Below are 17,616 nucleotides of genomic sequence, written 5' to 3'. Positions count from 1 at the left end.
TTCCTCCCCGCCGTGCCCGTGGGGGGGTGGCGGGCGGAGGTCCTCAGGGGGATCCCTGTGTCCCCTGGCGGATCGCCGAGCCGTGCCGGTCCTTGACGATCTCCAGTTGGGTGGGGATGCGGCGGCGCAGGTCGGCGACGTGGCTGACGATGCCGACGCTGCGGTCGCGCTCCCGGAGCGAGTCCAGGACGTCCAGGACCTCGTCCAGCGTCTGGTCGTCCAGGCTGCCGAAGCCCTCGTCGATGAAGAGGGTGTCCAGTCGTACGCCGCCGGCCTCGTCGGTGACGACATCCGCGAGGCCGAGCGCGAGCGCGAGGGACGCGAAGAACGTCTCGCCGCCGGAGAGTGTCGAGGTGTCGCGCGTGTTGCCCGTCCAGGCGTCGATGACCTGGAGCCCGAGCCCCGAGCGCCGCTGGCCGCCCGTTCTGGCGTCGGAGTGGACCAGGGCGTAGCGGCCGGAGGACATGCGCTGGAGCCGTACGGTGGCGGCGGCCGCGACCTGTTCGAGCCGGGCCGCCAGGACATAGGACTCCAGGCGCATCCTGCGTTCGTTGTCGGTGGAGGTGCCCGCGGTGAGACCGGCGAGGCGGGCCACCCTGTCGTACTCGTCGCGCACCGGGCCGAGTACGCGTACCTCCGCCTCGGCCAACCGGGAGAGTCTGCCCAGCTCGGCCCGGCGGCCCAGAGCGGTGGCGGCGGCGGACGACACGTCGCGCAGGGCGCGTTCGGCGGCGCTGTGGGCGGCCTCGGCGGCCTCGGTCCTGGCGGGCGGATGATCCGCGGCGGCCCGGGTCTCCGGTTCCGCGAGCCGGTCGGCGACCGCGGCCGCCTCGGCCCGCCAGTCGTCCAGCCGGCGCTGGAGCACGCGCCGGTCGGTGTCGGTGAGCAGGGCGTCCGCCGCGGCGTCCGGGGTGTCGAAACCGGCCCGGAAGGCGGCGCCCGCGAGCCGGCCGTCGGCCTCCTTGAGCCGGAGCGCGGTGGTTTCGACGGCGCGTACCGCCTCGGCGGCCTCGGCGAGCCGGCCGGCCCGGTCCGCCAGCTGCGCGGCGCGCTCGGCGACGCTGTCCGCGTCTCCCCGGGCGCGGCTCAACTCGGAACGCAGCGCGCTCTGTTCGCCTTCGAGGGCGTCGCGTCGCGAGGTACGGGCGGCGACGCGGCGTTCGGCTTCACGCTGCGCGGTGAGCCTGCCCTCGTACTCACGCTCGGCGCGGCCCAGCGCCTCACGGGCCGCGTGTGTACCGGCGGCTACGTGGCGGGCCTCGGTGTGTTCGCGTTCCAACCGTTCGGTGAGCGTGGCGAGTTCGGCCACACTCGACTCGCCTGCCGCCGCGCGGGCCGCCGCGTGTCGCTCCCGTACCGCCGCGTGTTCGCGCTCGGCGAGTCCGCGGGTCTCGTCGGCGCGCCGGTACGCCGCCAGCGCGGCGTCCTCCACCGCCGGGTCGACGTGCCCGTCGGCGGCCAGCGCGGGGCCGGGGTGCGCGGCGGAACCGCAGACCGCGCAGGGTTCGCCGTCGACGAGCCGGGCGGCCAGCTCGGCCGCCATGCCGGCCAGCCGTCGTCCGCGCAGGTCAAGCCAGTGCTCATGGGCCGTATTGGCGTTTTCCCGGGCCGAGTTGAGCCGCTGCCCGGCCTCGGAGGCCGCCTCGTCCAGGGTGTCACGGCGCCGGGCCGCGGCCAGCCGGTCGCGCGCGGGGTCGAGTTGTCCCGCGAGCTGTTCGGCGCGGGTCGCCGCCTCCTGCGCGGCCTCGATACGGTCCTGGAGGGCACCGCGCCGGGACTCCCACCCGGCGAGCCAGTCGGCCGCTTCCTGGAGGACCTCGTCGTCGGCCCGCGCCTGCCGGTCCAGGTCGGCGCGCTCGGCCGTGATCGCGGCGTCGCGGTGCTCGGCGCGCCGGGCGGCGTCGAGCGCGCCCAGTTCCTGCCGCAGATTCCCTTCCAGCGCGGCGAGTTGTTCCGCTCCGGCGTCCGTCAGACCGGTGGGCAGCAGCGTGCGGGTGCGCGTGTACTCGGCGGTGGCGGAGCGGTGTGCCTGTTCCGCGTCGGCGCGCAGCGAGAGCGCCGACGCGACCAACTCCGCCTTGTGGGAACGCTCCAGCCGGGCCCGCGTCCGCTCATGCTCGGAGCGCTGTTCCTCCAGTGCCTCGGCGCGGCGCCGCGTGTCCGCGAACCGGCTTTGCAGCGTGACCAGTTCACGCTCGGCGTCCAGCGCGCGCCGGGCGGCGGCGGCGCGGCTCTCCGCGGCGGACAGGGCGGATTCCATGATATCGGCCCACTCATGGGCGCCGGAGCGGACGACCGCCGCCCACTCCAGAACCGCCGGGGCGAACCCCGCGTCGCCCGGCCGCAGTTCGGGCAGGGGTGGCGCCGTGGAGTCACCCGGGGACAGCGCGGCCCGGTTGCCCGAGGGTGACGCCGTACGCTCGCGCCGGTCGCCCGGGGGTGACGCCGTACGGTCACCCGCACCCGACTCCTGGGCGAGGCGCTGCGCGACGGCGAGCAGCCGGTCGTCCCCCGCGCGTACCCGGTGCTCGGCCGCGCGCCGCAGCTCGGCGAGGCGCTCCTCGACCGCGGCGAACCTGCGGGTGTCGAAGAGCTTGCCGAGGAGTCTGCCGCGCGCCTCCGCGTCAGCGCGCAGAAAACGGGCGAAGTCGCCCTGCGGCAACAGCACCACCTGGCAGAACTGATCCCTGCTCATCCCGAGCAGTTGGCCGATCTCCTCGCCGATCTCCTGGTGGGAGCGGCTCAGCGCCCGCCATGTGCCGCTCTCCGCGTCGTACTCGCGCAGCCAACTCTGCGCCTTCTCGGTGGTGAACCCCTTCGTCCGCTTCTTCGGCCGGAGCTGTGCGGGCCGCCGGACGATCTCCAGCCGCCGGCCGCCCACGGTCAGATCGAGGCCGATCTCGGTGGGGGTCCCGGCGGGTGCGTGATCGCTGCGCAGAGTGGCCCCGGGGCTCTGGCGGGCGCCCGGCACGGCGCCGTACAGCGCGTAACAGACCGCGTCGAGCACGGAGGTCTTCCCCGCGCCGGTCGGGCCGTGCAGCAGAAAGAGTCCGGCGGCGCAGAGCGCGTCGAAGTCCACTTCCTCGGTGGTGGCGAAGGGACCGAAGGCGGTGATGGTCAGCCGGTGCAGCCTCACGGGGTCACCTCGCGCGCCGTCGCGTCGACCCGTACGTCCTCGAAGGCGGCGCGCAGCACGCCGCGTTCGGGCTCGTCGGGCCCCGATCCGCCCCGTACATGCGCCACGAAGTCCTCCGCGATCTGCTGGTCGGTACGGCCGGCGAGACGCTGCGCGTAGGAGGAGAGCGGGTCGTCGTCCCCCCGCTCCGGGTCGAAGACAAGGCTGAGTGTGTACGGGAAGCGCTCGGCGAGCCGGGCCATGGGCTCGGCGGGCCGTACCGGATCGGTCAGGGTCGCCTCGACCCATGACTCCGTGTGGCGGGCGAGTACGGGATCGTCGAGCAGTTCGTCGAGCGTTCCCCGGATCCTGGCCAGGGCGCGCGGTACCGGACAGTCGATCCGCTCGGCTTCGATCTCGCCCTCCGGGCCCAGCTCCACCAGCCACATCGTCTTGCTATGCGTGGTCTCCGAGAAGGAGTACGCGAGCGGCGAGCCCGCGTAACGGACGCGTTCGGTGAGGGTCTGGGCGCCGTGCAGATGCCCCAGGGCGACATAGTCGACACCGTCGAAGACTCCGGCGGGCACGGCCGCCACACCGCCCACGGTGATGTCACGCTCGCTGTCGCTGGGCGCGCCGCCCGTGACGAACGCGTGCGCGAGGACGACGGAGCGGATGCCCGCGTCGCGTCCCGCGAGGTCGGCCCGTACCCGCTCCATCGCGGCGCCGAGCACCGTCTCGTGACCGGCCTTGGCCACCTTGAACTCGTCCCGCACCAGGGCCGGTTCGAGATACGGCAGTCCGTAGAAGGCCACCTCGCCGTGCGCGTCCTTCAGCAGGACGGGGGTGGCGCAGCCGGCCGGTTCGGTCCGCAGATGGATCCCCGCGCGCTCGACCAGACCGGAGAGAACGCCGAGCCTGCGGGCCGAGTCGTGGTTCCCGGAGATCATCACGGTCGGGACGCCTGCATCGGCGAGACGGTGCAGGGCCCGGTCGAACAACTCCACCGCGCTGAGCGGAGGCACCGCCCGGTCGTAGACATCGCCCGCGACGACGACGGCGTCCACCTCGCGGTCACGGGCCGTGGCCACGAGGTGGTCGAGGAAGGCGGCCTGGGCGTCGAGCATGCTCACGCGGTGGAACGACCGCCCGAGATGCCAGTCCGACGTGTGCAGAATCCTCAAGACCGGCCCTCCATGGGGCGACAGATGTGGGACATACCAGACACGTCGCAGGCGCCGTACACAGCGCGGGCGTTGTACACATCACAGGCGTTGCACACGTCACTGGCGTGGTACTCGTCACTGGCGTGGTACTCGTCGCACAGGGTGTACTCGTCGCACACATCAGGCAAAGGCTTCTCCGCCCAGCTCCAGCACGGCGGTCCCCGCCGTCGTATCGGCCAGCCACGCCCGGAACGCCGGTACCTCGGAGTCCGGGAGGCCGATCTCGATCGTCACCGCCTCGGCGTACCGTACGTCCCGCACCACACGCCCGGTCGCCCGCAGATCGTTCTCCAGCCGACCCGCGCGCTGGTGGTCGACGGTGACGGTCGCCAGCCGGAAGCGCTGCCGGGTGAGGGTGCCGACGGCGTCCAGGGCCTCACCGACGACTCCGCCGTACGCCCTGATCAGACCGCCCGCGCCGAGTTTGACCCCGCCGTAGTAGCGGGTGACGACCGCGGCGGTGTAGCGCACCTCGCGTCGCATCAGCATCTGGAGCATCGGCGCCCCCGCCGTACCGCCGGGCTCGCCGTCGTCACTGGCCCTCTGTACGGAGGCGTCGGCGCCGATCACATAGGCGAAGCAGTTGTGCGTGGCCGTCGGGTGCTCCTTGCGGACGCGGGCGACGAACTCCTGTGCCTCCTCCTCCGTCGCCACGGGCGCCAGCGCGCAGAGGAAGCGTGACCGGTTGATCTCGGTCTCGTGCACGCCCGCGCGGGCGACGGTTCGGTACTGCTCCTGCATCCCCCCACCCTATGCGGGGCACGATCGGCGCTTCGACCGGCGTTCGATCGGGCGGGTGAACCGTGGTCGCGCGGGCGTCGCGCGCGTTTCGGGCAGTGCGGAAACTACTTGTCGGGTTTCGCGCGGTTACCGGAGTATGGGCGAGCGGCGCAGTTCCGCGCCCGTGGTGTCCCCCGTTCCGGGGCGGCCGGACAACTGGACAAGAAGGCAGGACTGTATGACGGCGACGACCACCGAAGCCGGCAAGGCCCCCACGGGCCATCCGCAGCGCTGGCTCATCCTCGGCGTCATCTGTCTCGCCCAGCTCACCGTGCTGCTCGACAACACCGTGCTGAATGTCGCGATCCCGTCCCTCACCAGGGAGCTGGACGCGTCCACGACGGACGTGCAGTGGATGATCAACGCGTACTCGCTGGTCCAGTCGGGCCTGCTGCTCACCGCGGGAAGCGCCGCGGACCGCTACGGCCGCAAGATGATGCTGATCGCCGGTCTGGCACTGTTCGGCATCGGCTCGCTGGTCGCCGGACTCGCCGACTCCACCGCGCAGTTGATCGCGGCGCGCGCGGGGATGGGGGTCGGCGGCGCGCTGCTGATCACGACCACGCTCGCCGTCGTCGTGCAGATCTTCGACGAGACGGAACGGGTCAGGGCCATCGCCCTCTGGGCGACCGTCAACTCGCTCGGATTCGCCGTGGGCCCGCTGGTCGGCGGCGTCATGCTGGACCACTTCTGGTGGGGCGCGATCTTCCTGATCAATATCCCGGTCGCGGTGATGGGACTGGCCGCGGTGACCGCCCTCGTACCGGAATCGAAGACCAAGGAGGGCGACCGGCCCGATCTGCTCGGGGCGCTGCTCTCCACCATCGGGATGACGGGCGTCGTGTACGCGATCATCTCCGGTCCCGAGCACGGCTGGGCCTCCGGGCAGGTGATCACCTCCGCGAGCATCGGCCTGGTCGTCCTGGCCGGGTTCGTGGCGTGGGAGCTTCGGATCCCGTACCCCATGCTGGATATGCGCTTCTTCCGCGACCAGCGCTTCGTCGGGGCGGTCGCGGGCGCGGTGCTGATCGCCTTCGGAATGGGCGGCTCGCTGTTCCTGCTCACCCAGCATCTGCAATTCGTGCTGGGATACGGTCCGTTGGAGGCGGGTCTGCGTACGGCGCCCCTGGCGCTGACCGTGGTGGCCCTCAATGTCGTGGGCGTGGGCGCCCGGCTGCTGCCCAAGCTCGGCACTCCTGTCACCATCGCCGTCGGCATGAGCATGCTCGCCGCCGGTCTCGCCGCGATCGCCTTGCTCGGCGAACACGCGTACTCCGGGATGCTGCTCGGTCTGGTCGTCATGGGAGCGGGCATCGCGCTCGCCTCGCCCGCCATGGCCAACGCCATCATGAGCGCGATCCCTCCGGAGAAGGCGGGCGTGGGAGCCGGCGTCAACGGCACGCTCGGCGAATTCGGCAACGGCCTGGGCGTCGCGACGCTGGGCGCGGTGCTCAACTCCCGCTTCGCGGCCCTGGTCCCGGGAGCGGTGGGCGCGGCGTCGCTGCCGACGGCGCTGGCCGCCGCGCACGACGCGGAGGAGAAGCGGCGTGTCGCCGAGGGCTTCGCGTCGGGCCTGGAGACCAGCCAGCTGGTCGGTGCGGTCGCGGTACTGGCGGGCGGACTGCTCGCCGCGCTGCTGCTGCGACGCGCGGAACGGTCCGACGCGGCGGGTGCCTGAACCGCTGCCGGGGATGCCTGAGGCACCACCTCGGATGCCTGAAGCACCGCCGCGGATGCCTCAATGGCCGTCGCGAGTCCCTTCGCGAGTGCCTGCAGCACCGCCGCGGACGCCTGCCTGAGCCGCCGTCGCGGATGCCCTCGACAGCCGTCGCGAGTGCCTGCTGAAAGCACCACCGCGGCGGCGAAGCCCTTCGCCCGCGCTTCCACCCCTCGCCCGCGCGTACGTTATGGGCACGGGCGAGGCCCGTCCCAAGTCCTCTGAGACGGGACTCCTTACGCGACCGGAACCGGCCGCCCGGATCCGTTCCGCGTCACCGCCGACGGGCATGGCCGCGAACCCGATCCGACCACGCCCTTCTCGGGGCCCTTTCCGGACCTTCTCCGGCCCTCTCCGGACCTTCCCCGGACCTTCCCCGGACCTTCCCCGGGCCTTCCCCGGGCCTTCCCCGGGCCTTCCCCGGGCCTTCCCCGGGCCTTCCCCGGCGTTCGCCGCTGTCGGCTGTCGGCCTGTCGCGGCGTCCCCGTGCATCAGCCCTCCGCGCTCCGCTCCGCGATCTCCCCGAGCGCCCGCGCGTAGGCGGTCGCCAGCCCGTCCACGGTCTCGCGCGCGTACATCGCCGACGAGTACGACCAGCTGACGGCCAGCCGGCCGTCCTGCACCACCGCGCCCACGTCGATCGCGTGCGGGCGCTCCTCGTCCAGGCTGAAGTCCCGTCCGGCCACGTCCAGTTCGGAGCGGATCAGCCCGTCGCCGACACTTCCGCGACCGCTCGCGACATCGAAGCGCCCGAGGTAGTTGAAGCTGATCCGCGGCTCCCGGGCGGCTTCGGCGGCGAGCGTGGCGCCCGGTGAGTCCGGGGCGCTGAACGCGCGCAGCGCCCCGTAGCCGACGCCATGGTCCGGGACCGCCCGCAGCTGCCGCTTGACCGACCTGATCGTCTGGTCCCAGTCGGCGTCCACGGTGGCTTCCAGCGCCACGGGATGAATCGCGGTGAACCAGCCGACGGTGCCGGAGAGATCGATGTCGTCGAACAGATCCTCGCGTCCGTGGCTCTCCAGGTTGACGACGGTACGGTCCCGGCCGGTCCAGGAGGCGAGCACGCGGGCGAGCGCCGCAAGGAGCACGTCGTTGATCTGTGTGCGGTAACGGCCGGGGGCGAGGTTGAGCAGGGCGTGTGTCTGCCCGGCACTCAGCGTCGCCGCGACAGCGTCCAGTTCCGCGCCGGTGTTGGGTGCCCCGGGCCGGTCCACGGGGAGAGGCACGGCGGCGGGGTCGGTGACCGCTCGCCAGTGGTCGAGCTGCGCGTCGAACCCGCCGCCGGCGACCCGCCGGGCCAGGCGTTCCGCCCACTGCCGAACCGACGAGGTCCTCGGCCGCGGTACGACGGGCTCCCCGGCCAGGGCCTGCGCGTAGGCCGCTTCCAGGTCGTCCAGCAGGATGCGCCAGGAGACTCCGTCGACCACGAGGTGGTGTGCGACGACCGTGAGCCAGGGCGACCGGGCCGAGCCACGCGTCCCGAACAACACGCGGAAGAGCGGCCCGGTCTCCAGCCGGAACCCCGCCTGTACGTCGCGGACCAGCGCGTCCCACCGCGCCTCGGGATCGGTGGCGACGGCCAGCTCGTGGACGGTGAACACCGCTTCCTCGCCGACATGTTCCGGCTCCAGGATGCGTCCCGACCAACCCCCCGCGCCGGTCGGCGCGAAGACCGCGCGCAGCATGCCGTGCCGGGTGAGCAGCGCCGCCACTGCCCGGCGCAGGGCCGATTCCTGGGCGTCGGGGGCGAGTTCGAACGACATCGTCATGTCGAAGTGGGCCGGGGCGGTGGTGTGTGTCGCGAAGAACCACTCCGCGACGGGCGTGGGCGGCAACGGCCCCGCCTCGGATTCCTCGCCGGCCGGTGCGGGGGTGGCGGAGCCGCGGGCGGCGTCCATCTCCGCCGCCAGGCCGGCGACCGTCTGTCCCACGAACACATCCCGGGAGTACAGCTCAAGGCCCGCACGGCGAGCTCTGGAGACCACCTGGATACTCAGGATCGAGTCGCCGCCCAGCTCGAAGAAGCTGTCGTGGACGCCGACCTGGTCGATTCCGAGGATGTCCGCCCAGATCCGGCACAGGGTGCGCTCGGTCTCCGTACGGGGCGGGGTGTGCGGGGCGCGGTCCGCGGCCGGGTCGGGCGCGGGCAGCGCGGCGCGGTCGATCTTGCCGCTGGCGTTGACCGGCAGCTCGGGTAGGGTGACGAAGGCGGTGGGCAGCATGTACTCGGGCAATGAGGCGCCCGCGAAGGCGCGCAGCGCCTCAGTCGACAGAGCGTTCGGCAGGGTCTCCTGCGCCGCCGCTGCCGGAAGGGGCTCCGGCGCGGCTTCCGCTTCCGTTCGCTGATCGGGGACCACGTACGCGCTCCCCGGCGCGGCCACCATGTGCGCGCTCCCCTTTTCGGGTACTACGTACGCGCTCCCCGTCTCGGGCACCACGTACGCGACGATCCGTTTGACGCCCGGTCTGTCCTCGCGCACCGTCACCGCCGCCCGCGCGACCGACTCGTGCCGGGCGAGGACCGCTTCGATCTCTCCCAGCTCGATCCGCAGTCCCCGCACCTTCACCTGGTCGTCCGCGCGTCCCACGTACTCCAGTTGGCCGTCGGCCCGCCAGCGTGCCAGGTCGCCCGTACGGTACAGCCTGCCACCGCCGGAGGGGTCGGCCACGAACCGGGACGCCGTCAGTGCCGGCCGCCCCAGGTATCCGCGGGCCAGCACGGCGCCCGCCACATACATCTCCCCGGGCACGCCCACCGGCACCGGACGCAGCCGCCCGTCGAGTACGGACACCGCGGCCCCCGACACCGGCCCGCCGATCGGTGGCGTACCACCGGGCGCGAGCGCGCCGCTCATCGTCGCGACGACCGTGGTCTCGGTCGGACCGTAGGCGTTCACCATTCTCCTGCCGCCACCGGACCAGCGCTCCACCAGGTCGGGGCCGCACGCCTCGCCGCCCGCGAGCAGCGTCCGCAGCTCCGGCGCGCGCCCCCGCGGGATGCTGCCGAGGACGGTCGGCGGCACCAGGGCATGGGTCACCCTGCCCTCCTCCAGCACGCCGGCCAGCTCCTCCCCGGCCAGCGGCCCGTCGACCGCGGGCAGTACAAGTGTGCCCCCGCCGCCGAACGCCATCAGCAGTTCCAGTACGGAGGCGTCGAACCCCGGCGACGCGAGCTGGAGAACCCGGGCGGATCCATCGGCCGCGCAGCCGTCGGCCAGCGTCGCGGCCAGCGAGGTGAGTCCGGTGTGCGCCACGACGACGCCCTTCGGCCGCCCTGTCGAACCCGAGGTGTAGATCACGTACGCCGCCGCCGTCACAGGCACCGCGACCCGAGGGGGCAGGACGGGGTGGAGGGCCAGTTCCTCGGCCACCGCCGGATCGTCCACGGCCACGAGCACCGCGGCGCCGACACCCGGCGGCAAGCCGCGAGCGTACTGACGATCCGTCAGAAGTACGCCCGCGCCGGAGTCTTCGAGAACGTACCGCAGCCGGTCCGTCGGCCACGCCGGGTCCACCGGTACGTAGACGCCGCCGGCACGTACCACCGCGAGGACCGCGACGACCCACTCCACCGACTTCGGCAGCAGTACCGCGACCGGTGACTCGCCGCGCACACCGCGAGCGCGCAGCAGCCGTGCCAGCCGGTTCGCCCGCCGGTCCAGCTCCCGGTACGACAGTTCCTCACCGCCACAGGCCACGGCGGGGGCGTCGGGGTGCTCCGTCGCACGCCGGGCGAACCACTCCCCCAGGGGCTCGGGCCGTGCCGCCGCCACGCCCGTGCCCCAGCGGGCCGCGCGTCGCGACTCGTTCGCCGACAGTGGCGCCACGTCGCCCAGCACACGGTCCGTTCCCGGGGCTGTGCCCGTTCCCGAGGCCATGCCCGTGCCCGTGCCCGTGCCCATGCCCATGCCCGGGGCCGTGTCCGTGTCCGTGTCCATGCCGACGGTCAACTCCTCGACCATCCGGGCGAGATGGGCGGCCAGCCGGTCGGCGGTGGGGGCGTCGAACAGCCCCGGGTCGTACGCCAGTGTCATGCTCAGCCCGTCGTTCGCGCCCGCACCCGCACCCGCACCCGCACCCGCGATCAGGGTGAGTGGGTAGTTCGTCGCCTCGATGGCGTCCACGTCGCGCAGCGCGATGCCGTGCCTGGCGGCCGCCTCACCGTCCACCGGATAGTTCTCGAACACCACCAGGCTCTCGAACAGAGCGGCACCCGGCGGAAGTTCGGTCTCGACGTCGCGCAGCGCCACATACTCGTGCTGTCTGGCCTCGGAGGCCCGCTCCTGGATGTCGCGCAGCCACGCGACGAGCGGACGGTCCGGGTCGACGTCGACACGTACCGGCAGGGTATTGATGAACAGACCGAGGATCTCCTCGGCTCCTGGCAGCTCGGCCGGGCGTCCGGAGACCGTGGCCCCGAAGACCACGTCCCGCACACCGCCGTGGTGTGCGAGGAGCAGCGACCAGGCGCCCTGTACCAGCGCGTTGAGGGTGACCCGATGACGCCGGGCGAACCCGGTGGCGCGGCTCGCCGCCACCGGGGTGAGGGGCACCTCGACCCGCGCGGTGGACCGGCCGCGGTGCGCCCACGCGGCGGGACGGTCGTACGGCAGCGCTACCGGCTCGGTGAATCCGGCCAGCCGTCCGCGCCAGTACGCGCGTCCCTCGGCGTGGTCGCGGTCGGCCAGCCACGTCAGATAGTCGCGGAACGGACCGCGCGGCGCCGCCGGGAGGGCCGACTCGGGTGCGGTGTCGAGTGACGCGTACTCGGCGATCACGTCGGAGAGCAGCGCGGCGCTGCTCCACCCGTCGAGCAGCAGATGGTGGAACGTCCAGACCACCTGCGTCCTCCCGCCGGGAAGACGTGCCAGCAGGATCCTCGTCAGCGGGGCCGTCCCCAGGTCCAGACCGCGTTCCCGCTCCTCGGCGAGCACCTCGGCCACCTTGGCCGCGCGCTCCGCCTCCGGGCAGCCGGTCCAGTCCACCACTTCTACGGGCAGCCGGACATGGCGGTGCACCACCTGTGCGGGCCGCTCCACCTCCTGCCAGGCCACCGAGATCCGCAGCGCGTCCGACCGGTCCACGACCCGCTGCCAGGCGCGGGCCAGCGCGTCCGGGTCCGTCACACCGTCGAGCACGCAGGCGAACTGTTCGAGGTACGCCGCGGCGTCCGGTTCGGCGAGGGTGTGGAACAGCATTCCGGCCTGAAGCGGTGTCAGCGGATAGACATCCTCCACGTCACGGCCGTCCCCGGCGAGCCGGTCCACCTCGTCCTGGGTGAGGGAGACCAGCGGGAAGTCGGCAGGGGTGCATCCGCCGGCGCCGGGCTCCGCGCAGTGCGCGACGAACCCGGCCAGTTCGGCGGCGAAGGCGTCGGCGAGGTGCCGTACCGTCTCCTCGCGGTGCAGCCCCGGCGAGTACGTCCAGGCGAAGGTCAGACGTCCGTCCTGGATTCCGCCAACGACGTCCAGGAGATGACTGCGGCGCTCGCGACCGCTGCGGTCTCCGCCCGCGTCGGGGAGTTCGGCGCGGTACAGGCCGCTGTCGTCGTCCCGGCCGCTGTCGTCGTCCCGGCCTCCGTCGCCGTCCCGGCCCACCACATCGAACTGGCCGTGGTAGTTGAAGGAGATCCGCGGGCCGGGCAGCGCGCGGAGCGCGTCCGCGGAAGTGGCGCCGACTCCGGTGCTGGTGCCGGTGCCGGTGCTGGTGCCGGTGCCGGTGCTGGTGCCGGTGCCGGGAGCAGCGGACGCACCGAGGGCGCGCAGCGCCCCGTAGCCGATTCCACGGTCGGGTACGGCGCGGAGCTGCTCCTTGACGGAGGTGATGCTCCCCCTCCAGTCCTCCCCCGGCGGCAGGGCGAGCGCCACCGGATACAGCGAGGTGAGCCACCCGACGGTACGGGTCAGGTCGATGTCGTCGAAGAGTTCCTCACGGCCATGGCCCTCCAGATCGACGGCGACGCGATCGCGCCCGGTCCAGCCGCGCAGTGTGCGTGCGAGAGCGGCGAGCAGCACCTCGTCCGTACGGGTGCGGTACGCGGCGGGCACGCGGTGCAGAAGCGCTTCGGTCTGCTCGGCGCTCAGCGCGCACATGACCATCGCCTCGTCGCCGACGGCGTCGGCGCCCCCCGGAGTGTCCACCGGCAGTTCGGTCACGGCGCCGTCCAGTACCGATTCCCAGTAGCCGGTCTGCGCGTCGAAGCCACCGGACGCGACATGCGCGGAGAGGCGGTCCGCCCACTGCCGTACGGAGGTGGTTTTCCGGCCGAGATCGATCCGGCGGCCGGCGAGTGCCTGCCGGTACGCCGTCTCGATGTCGGCCAGCAGGACACGCCAGGAGACGCCGTCGACCACCAGATGGTGCGCGGTGAACTGCACCCGCGCGTGACGCCCGGCACCCAGCCGGCCGAGGGCCACCCGCAGCAACGGCCCGTCATCGAGCCGGATCCGGGCCGCGATGCCTGCCGCCAGCTCCTGCCACGCGACGTCCGGGTCGGGCGCGCCGGACAGGTCGTGCTCCGCGAACACCTCATCGATGTCGATACCGCTGACGGGGAGAATCCGGCCGGTGGTTCCGAAGGTGGAGCGCAGTGCGTCGTGCTGGGCGAGGACCGCCTGTACAGCGGAGCGCAGGGCAGCCGTATCGGTCCCTGTCGTCAGCTCGAAGGCCATCGACATGGCGAAGTGCCCCGGATCCACCGGATGGGTGGTGAAGAACCATTCGCGGATCGGAGTGGTTCCCACCGTGCCATGCGACTCGCCCTGCTCCGCGAGCACTTCGGGGCCCGCGGGACGGCCTGCCGAGGCCACGGCGGCGAGGGCCGCGACGCTCTGCCTGGCGAACACATCGCGTGAGGAGATCTCCACTCCCGCGCGGCGCGCCTTGGCGACGAGCTGGATGCTCAGGATCGAATCGCCGCCCAGGTCGAAGAAGTTGTCGTACGCGCCGACCCGTCCGGCACCGAGCACCTCGGCCCAGATCCCGGCGAGCACTTCCTCCACGCCCGCGCGGGGCGCGACATACCCGGCGCCCCTCTCGGCGGCGGGGTCGGGGTCCGGCAGCGCGGCGCGGTCCACCTTCCCGTTGGCGTTCAACGGAATACGGTCGAGCGCGACGAACGCCGAGGGCACCATGTAGTCCGGCAGCGCGGCGGCGGCGTGCTCCCGGAGCGCGGCCGGGTCCACACCACCGGGATCCGCCGACCCGGCCTCGGACGCCGACCACGTCCCGGACGCGGGTGCGGACGCGGACCCCGTCCCGGACGCGGGCACCACGTAGGCGACGAGTCGTGATCCGCCGGGCGGGACGTCGACCGTCACCTGGCCGACCGACTCGTGCAGGGCCAACACGCTCTCGATCTCGCGGGGTTCGATCCGGAAGCCGCGTACCTTCAGCTGATCGTCGCGGCGCCCGACGTACTCCAGTCCGCCGTCCGCACGACGGCGCACCACATCTCCGGTGCGGTAGAGGCGGTCGCCGGAGCCGAACGGGTCGGCGACGAAGCTCCCCGCCGTCAGCCCGGGACGGTTGAGATAGCCCCGGGCGAGGGCGCGCCCGGCAACGTACAGCTCGCCGGCCACCCCGGCGGGGACCGGGCGCAGCCAGGCGTCCAGCACATAGGTCCTGGTGTTGGCGATGGGGGCGCCGATGGGCGGCGTCCCGGCGGCGCCCGCGCGCAGTTCGGTGCTCATCGTGGCGCATACGGTGGTCTCGGTCGGCCCGTACGCGTTGACCATCGTCCGGCCCGGGGCGCAGCGGTCCACCGTCTCCGCGGGGCATGCCTCCCCCGCGACCACCAGCACAGGCGGCAGATCGGCCGTGTCCAGTGCCGCGACGAGGGCGGGCGGCAGCGTGGCGTGGGTGACGCCCGCCGAGGCGACAAGGGGCCCGAGCCTGGCGCCCCAGTCGGCAGTCTGCCCGTCCGGTCCGGCGTCCGGCTCGTCCACCACGAGTGTCGCGCCGGTGAGCAGCGCCATGGACAGTTCCCACCAGGAGGCGTCGAACCCGGGCGAGGCGAACTGGAGGACCCGGGCGCCGGGCCCGGCGCCCAGCCGCTCCGCCTGGGCCGCGGCCAGACTCGCCAGCCCGGAGTGAGTCACCAACACGCCCTTCGGGCGGCCGGTGGAGCCGGAGGTATAGATCACGTACGCCCCGGCGGAGAGCGGCACCTCGGCTGCCACCTCGGCTGCGTCCTCGGCTGCCTCCTCAGCGGCGCCCCCGGAGGTCTCGCGCGTACCGGGGGCGTCCGCCGCGGCGGCACCCGACAGAGCGCGGACGGTCTCCGGTGCGTCGACCGCGAGGACCGGAAGCCCTTCGGGGAGGGGCAGTTGGGCAGCCCGCGCCTGACGGGTAATCAGAAACTCAGCGCCGCAGTCCGCGAGGATGTACGCGATCCTGTCCGCCGGATAGGACGGGTCCACCGGGACGAACACCGCCCCCGCCCGGAGCACTCCCAGCACGGCGACCACCTGGTCGACGGAGCGGGGCAGTACGAGGGCGACGCGGGACTCCGGACCGATCCCGGCGTCGCGCAGGTGGCCGGCCAGCCGGGCGGCCCGCGCGTCGAGTTCGCGGAAGGTGAGTGCGGAGCCGTCCGCACGCAGGACGGCGGGGGCGTCGGGTGTCGTCGCCACCCACTTCCCGAACAGGGCCGGGGCGGAGAGGGCCGGCACATCGACCGCCGTACGGTTGTGCCCGCGGGTCGCGGCTTCGCGCTCCGTGGCGGCGAGTGTGTCGATGCTGTGCAGCGGCGCGGCCGGAGCCGCGAGTACCGCCTCCGCCAGATTCAGCCAGTGCCGGGCGAGCCGCTCGATGGACGCGGCGTCGAACAGGTCGGTGCTGTACTCGATGCCCGCCGCCATGCTCCCGTCGTGGTCCCGGAACCCGAAGGTGATGTCGAACTGCGCCGTCTCGCGGGGCACCCGCACCGGAGCCACCTGGAGTCCGAGCAGGTCGAACGACTCGTCGGGGGTGTTCTGGAGGCTCACCATCGCTTGGACCAGAGGAGTGCGACTGGTATCGCGGTCGGGAGCGAGATCATCCACCAGCACGCTGAACGGTACGTCCTGGTGCGTAAAGGCTTGAAGGACCGTCTCGCGCGCCTCGGCGAGCAGATCGGTGAAGGAAAGCGACTCGTCGACGCGCGTGCGCAGTACGAGAGTATTGACGAAGAAGCCGACCAGATTCTCCAGTTCGGCCCGTTCCCGTCCGGCGACCGCCGTACCCAGCGCGATGTCCCGCTGACCGGTCCACCGGGACAGGAGAAGCTGGGTGAGGGCCGTCAGCGTCATGAACAGACTTGTCCCCTGCCCCTGCCCCTGCCCCTGTGCCTGCTCCTGCCTCTGGCCCTGGACCTGGCCCCGTTCATGGCCCGCCTCCCGCAGACGGCGGGCCAGCGAGTCGGGGACATCGAAGGAGTGCAGCGAACCGACCGAGGTACGGACAGCGGGACGCGGCCGGTCGATGGGCAGGTCGAGCGTTTCGAGTCCGGCCAGTTGCCCACGCCAGTACGGGAGTTGGCCGGTCAGCGGGGCGGCGCGCTGCCAGGCGGCGAAGTCGGGGTACTGCACGGGAAGGTCGGGAAGCGCAGGGTCCGCTCCTCGTACCGCCGCGGCGTAGAGGGCGCTCAGCTCGCGGGTGATGACGCCCATCGACCAGCCGTCGGTGACGATGTGATGCATCGACAGTACGAGGACGTGCGTGGAGTGCTCGTGCCGGCCTGTGTCGGCGCTCGGCCGGGACGTGGGCTCAGGCGTCCGCATCCGTAGCAGCAGAACCCGTATCAGCGGTCCGGTGCGCAGGTCGAAGGGTCTCGCGCCCTCCGCACGCAGTACGTCATCCAGCTCGGCCGAGTCGCTCACCTCGGCGGCACGGATCGGGACGTCCGCCGACGCGTCCACCGCATCACGCACACGCTGCACACCCCGTCCTTCGACGGAGTCGAAGGTGGTACGCAGCGCCTCGTGCCGCGCCACCAGCGCCGACACCGCCGAGCGCAGCGCATCCACGTCGAGAGCCCCGGTCAGCCGGAGCGCGTCCACGACGTTGTACTCGACGCTGCTCTTGGCGAACTCGTCGAGAAACCAGAGCCGTTCCTGTGCATAGGAGAGCGGCAGCTCACCGTCCCGGGGAACGGGGACGACCGTACCTCCGAGAGCGGTCGCGGACGAAGAGCGCTCTTCGGCGACGGCAGACGCCAGACCGGCCACGGTGGGGCGGTCGAACAGGGCGCGCGGCGACAGCGCGACCCCACAGGCATCCCGTATTCGGGAGACGACCTGGAGGCTGGAGATGGAGTCCCCGCCGCGAGAGAAGAAGTTGTCGTTGACGCCGATCCGTTCGATGCCGAGGACGTCGGTCCACACGGCGGCGACAGCGCTTTCGGTCTCGGTACGCGGGGGCACGTACTCCTCGGCGGCGTCCAGATCAGGCGCGGGCAGGGCCCGGCGGTCGACCTTTCCGTTGGCAGTCAGGGGCAGCGCGTCCAGTACGACGAAGGCCGACGGCACCATGTACTCGGGCAGAAGCGCGGCGGCGTGCTCACGTAGGCCGGTGACGTCCAGGTCTCCGGACGGTACGAGGTACGCGACCAGGCGCTTCGATCCCGGACGGTCCTCGCGGACGATCACCGAGACCCGCCCTACGGCAGGATGACGCGACAGTACGGACTCGATCTCACCGAGCTCGATACGAAAGCCCCGCACCTTCACCTGGCTGTCGTTCCGGCCAAGGAAGTCCAGCCGGCCATCCGACCGCCACCGCACCACATCACCCGTGCG

The 17,616-nt window shown here is 72.6% G+C and carries 5 protein-coding genes; 1 reads left to right on the top strand and 4 read right to left on the bottom strand.

Annotated features, from left to right (window positions below; translation table 11 throughout):
* Window positions 1-43 precede the first annotated feature (43 nt).
* From ACIRQP_RS17090 to ACIRQP_RS17080, 3 genes are all read right to left on the bottom strand, one after another.
* On the bottom strand, window positions 44-3,136 hold the full coding sequence (locus tag ACIRQP_RS17090) for an AAA family ATPase (protein WP_403890078.1): 3,093 nt from the start codon (window positions 3,134-3,136) through the stop codon (window positions 44-46).
* Window positions 3,133-4,299 carry an exonuclease SbcCD subunit D gene (locus tag ACIRQP_RS17085; protein ID WP_403890075.1) on the bottom strand — a complete coding sequence of 389 codons (1,167 nt, stop codon included), beginning with the start codon at window positions 4,297-4,299 and terminating at the stop codon, window positions 3,133-3,135. Before ACIRQP_RS17085 ends, ACIRQP_RS17090 begins: the two co-directional genes overlap by 4 nt.
* A gap of 162 nt (window positions 4,300-4,461) precedes the next feature.
* Window positions 4,462-5,082 carry a YigZ family protein gene (locus ACIRQP_RS17080; protein ID WP_403890072.1) on the bottom strand — a complete coding sequence of 207 codons (621 nt, stop codon included), beginning with the start codon at window positions 5,080-5,082 and terminating at the stop codon, window positions 4,462-4,464.
* Between the two features lie 217 nt (window positions 5,083-5,299).
* Here ACIRQP_RS17080 and ACIRQP_RS17075 point away from each other — a divergent pair, with 217 nt between their 5' ends.
* Complete coding sequence (locus ACIRQP_RS17075) at window positions 5,300-6,799, top strand: MFS transporter (protein WP_403890069.1); 1,500 nt, start codon at window positions 5,300-5,302, stop codon at window positions 6,797-6,799.
* A 530-nt stretch (window positions 6,800-7,329) separates the two neighbouring features.
* Here the strand turns inward: ACIRQP_RS17075 and ACIRQP_RS17070 are convergent.
* On the bottom strand, window positions 7,330-17,616 hold a 10,287-nt coding region (locus ACIRQP_RS17070), incomplete at its 5' end, for an amino acid adenylation domain-containing protein (protein WP_403890066.1).

Origin of the sequence: Streptomyces sp. NPDC102274 (assembly GCF_044766385.1) — a bacterium.
In the GTDB taxonomy this organism is placed as follows: Bacteria; Actinomycetota; Actinomycetes; order Streptomycetales; family Streptomycetaceae; genus Streptomyces.
The sequence above is the reverse complement of the archived record's forward strand: the minus strand, read 5'-3'. Positions and strand labels throughout refer to the sequence as shown.

Coding starts and splice junctions, on each gene's coding strand:
- ACIRQP_RS17075 (WP_403890069.1), top strand. CDS start 5,300: ATGACGGCGACGACCACCGAAGCCGGCAAGGCCCCCACGGGCCATCCG.
- ACIRQP_RS17080 (WP_403890072.1), bottom strand. CDS start 5,082: ATGCAGGAGCAGTACCGAACCGTCGCCCGCGCGGGCGTGCACGAGACC.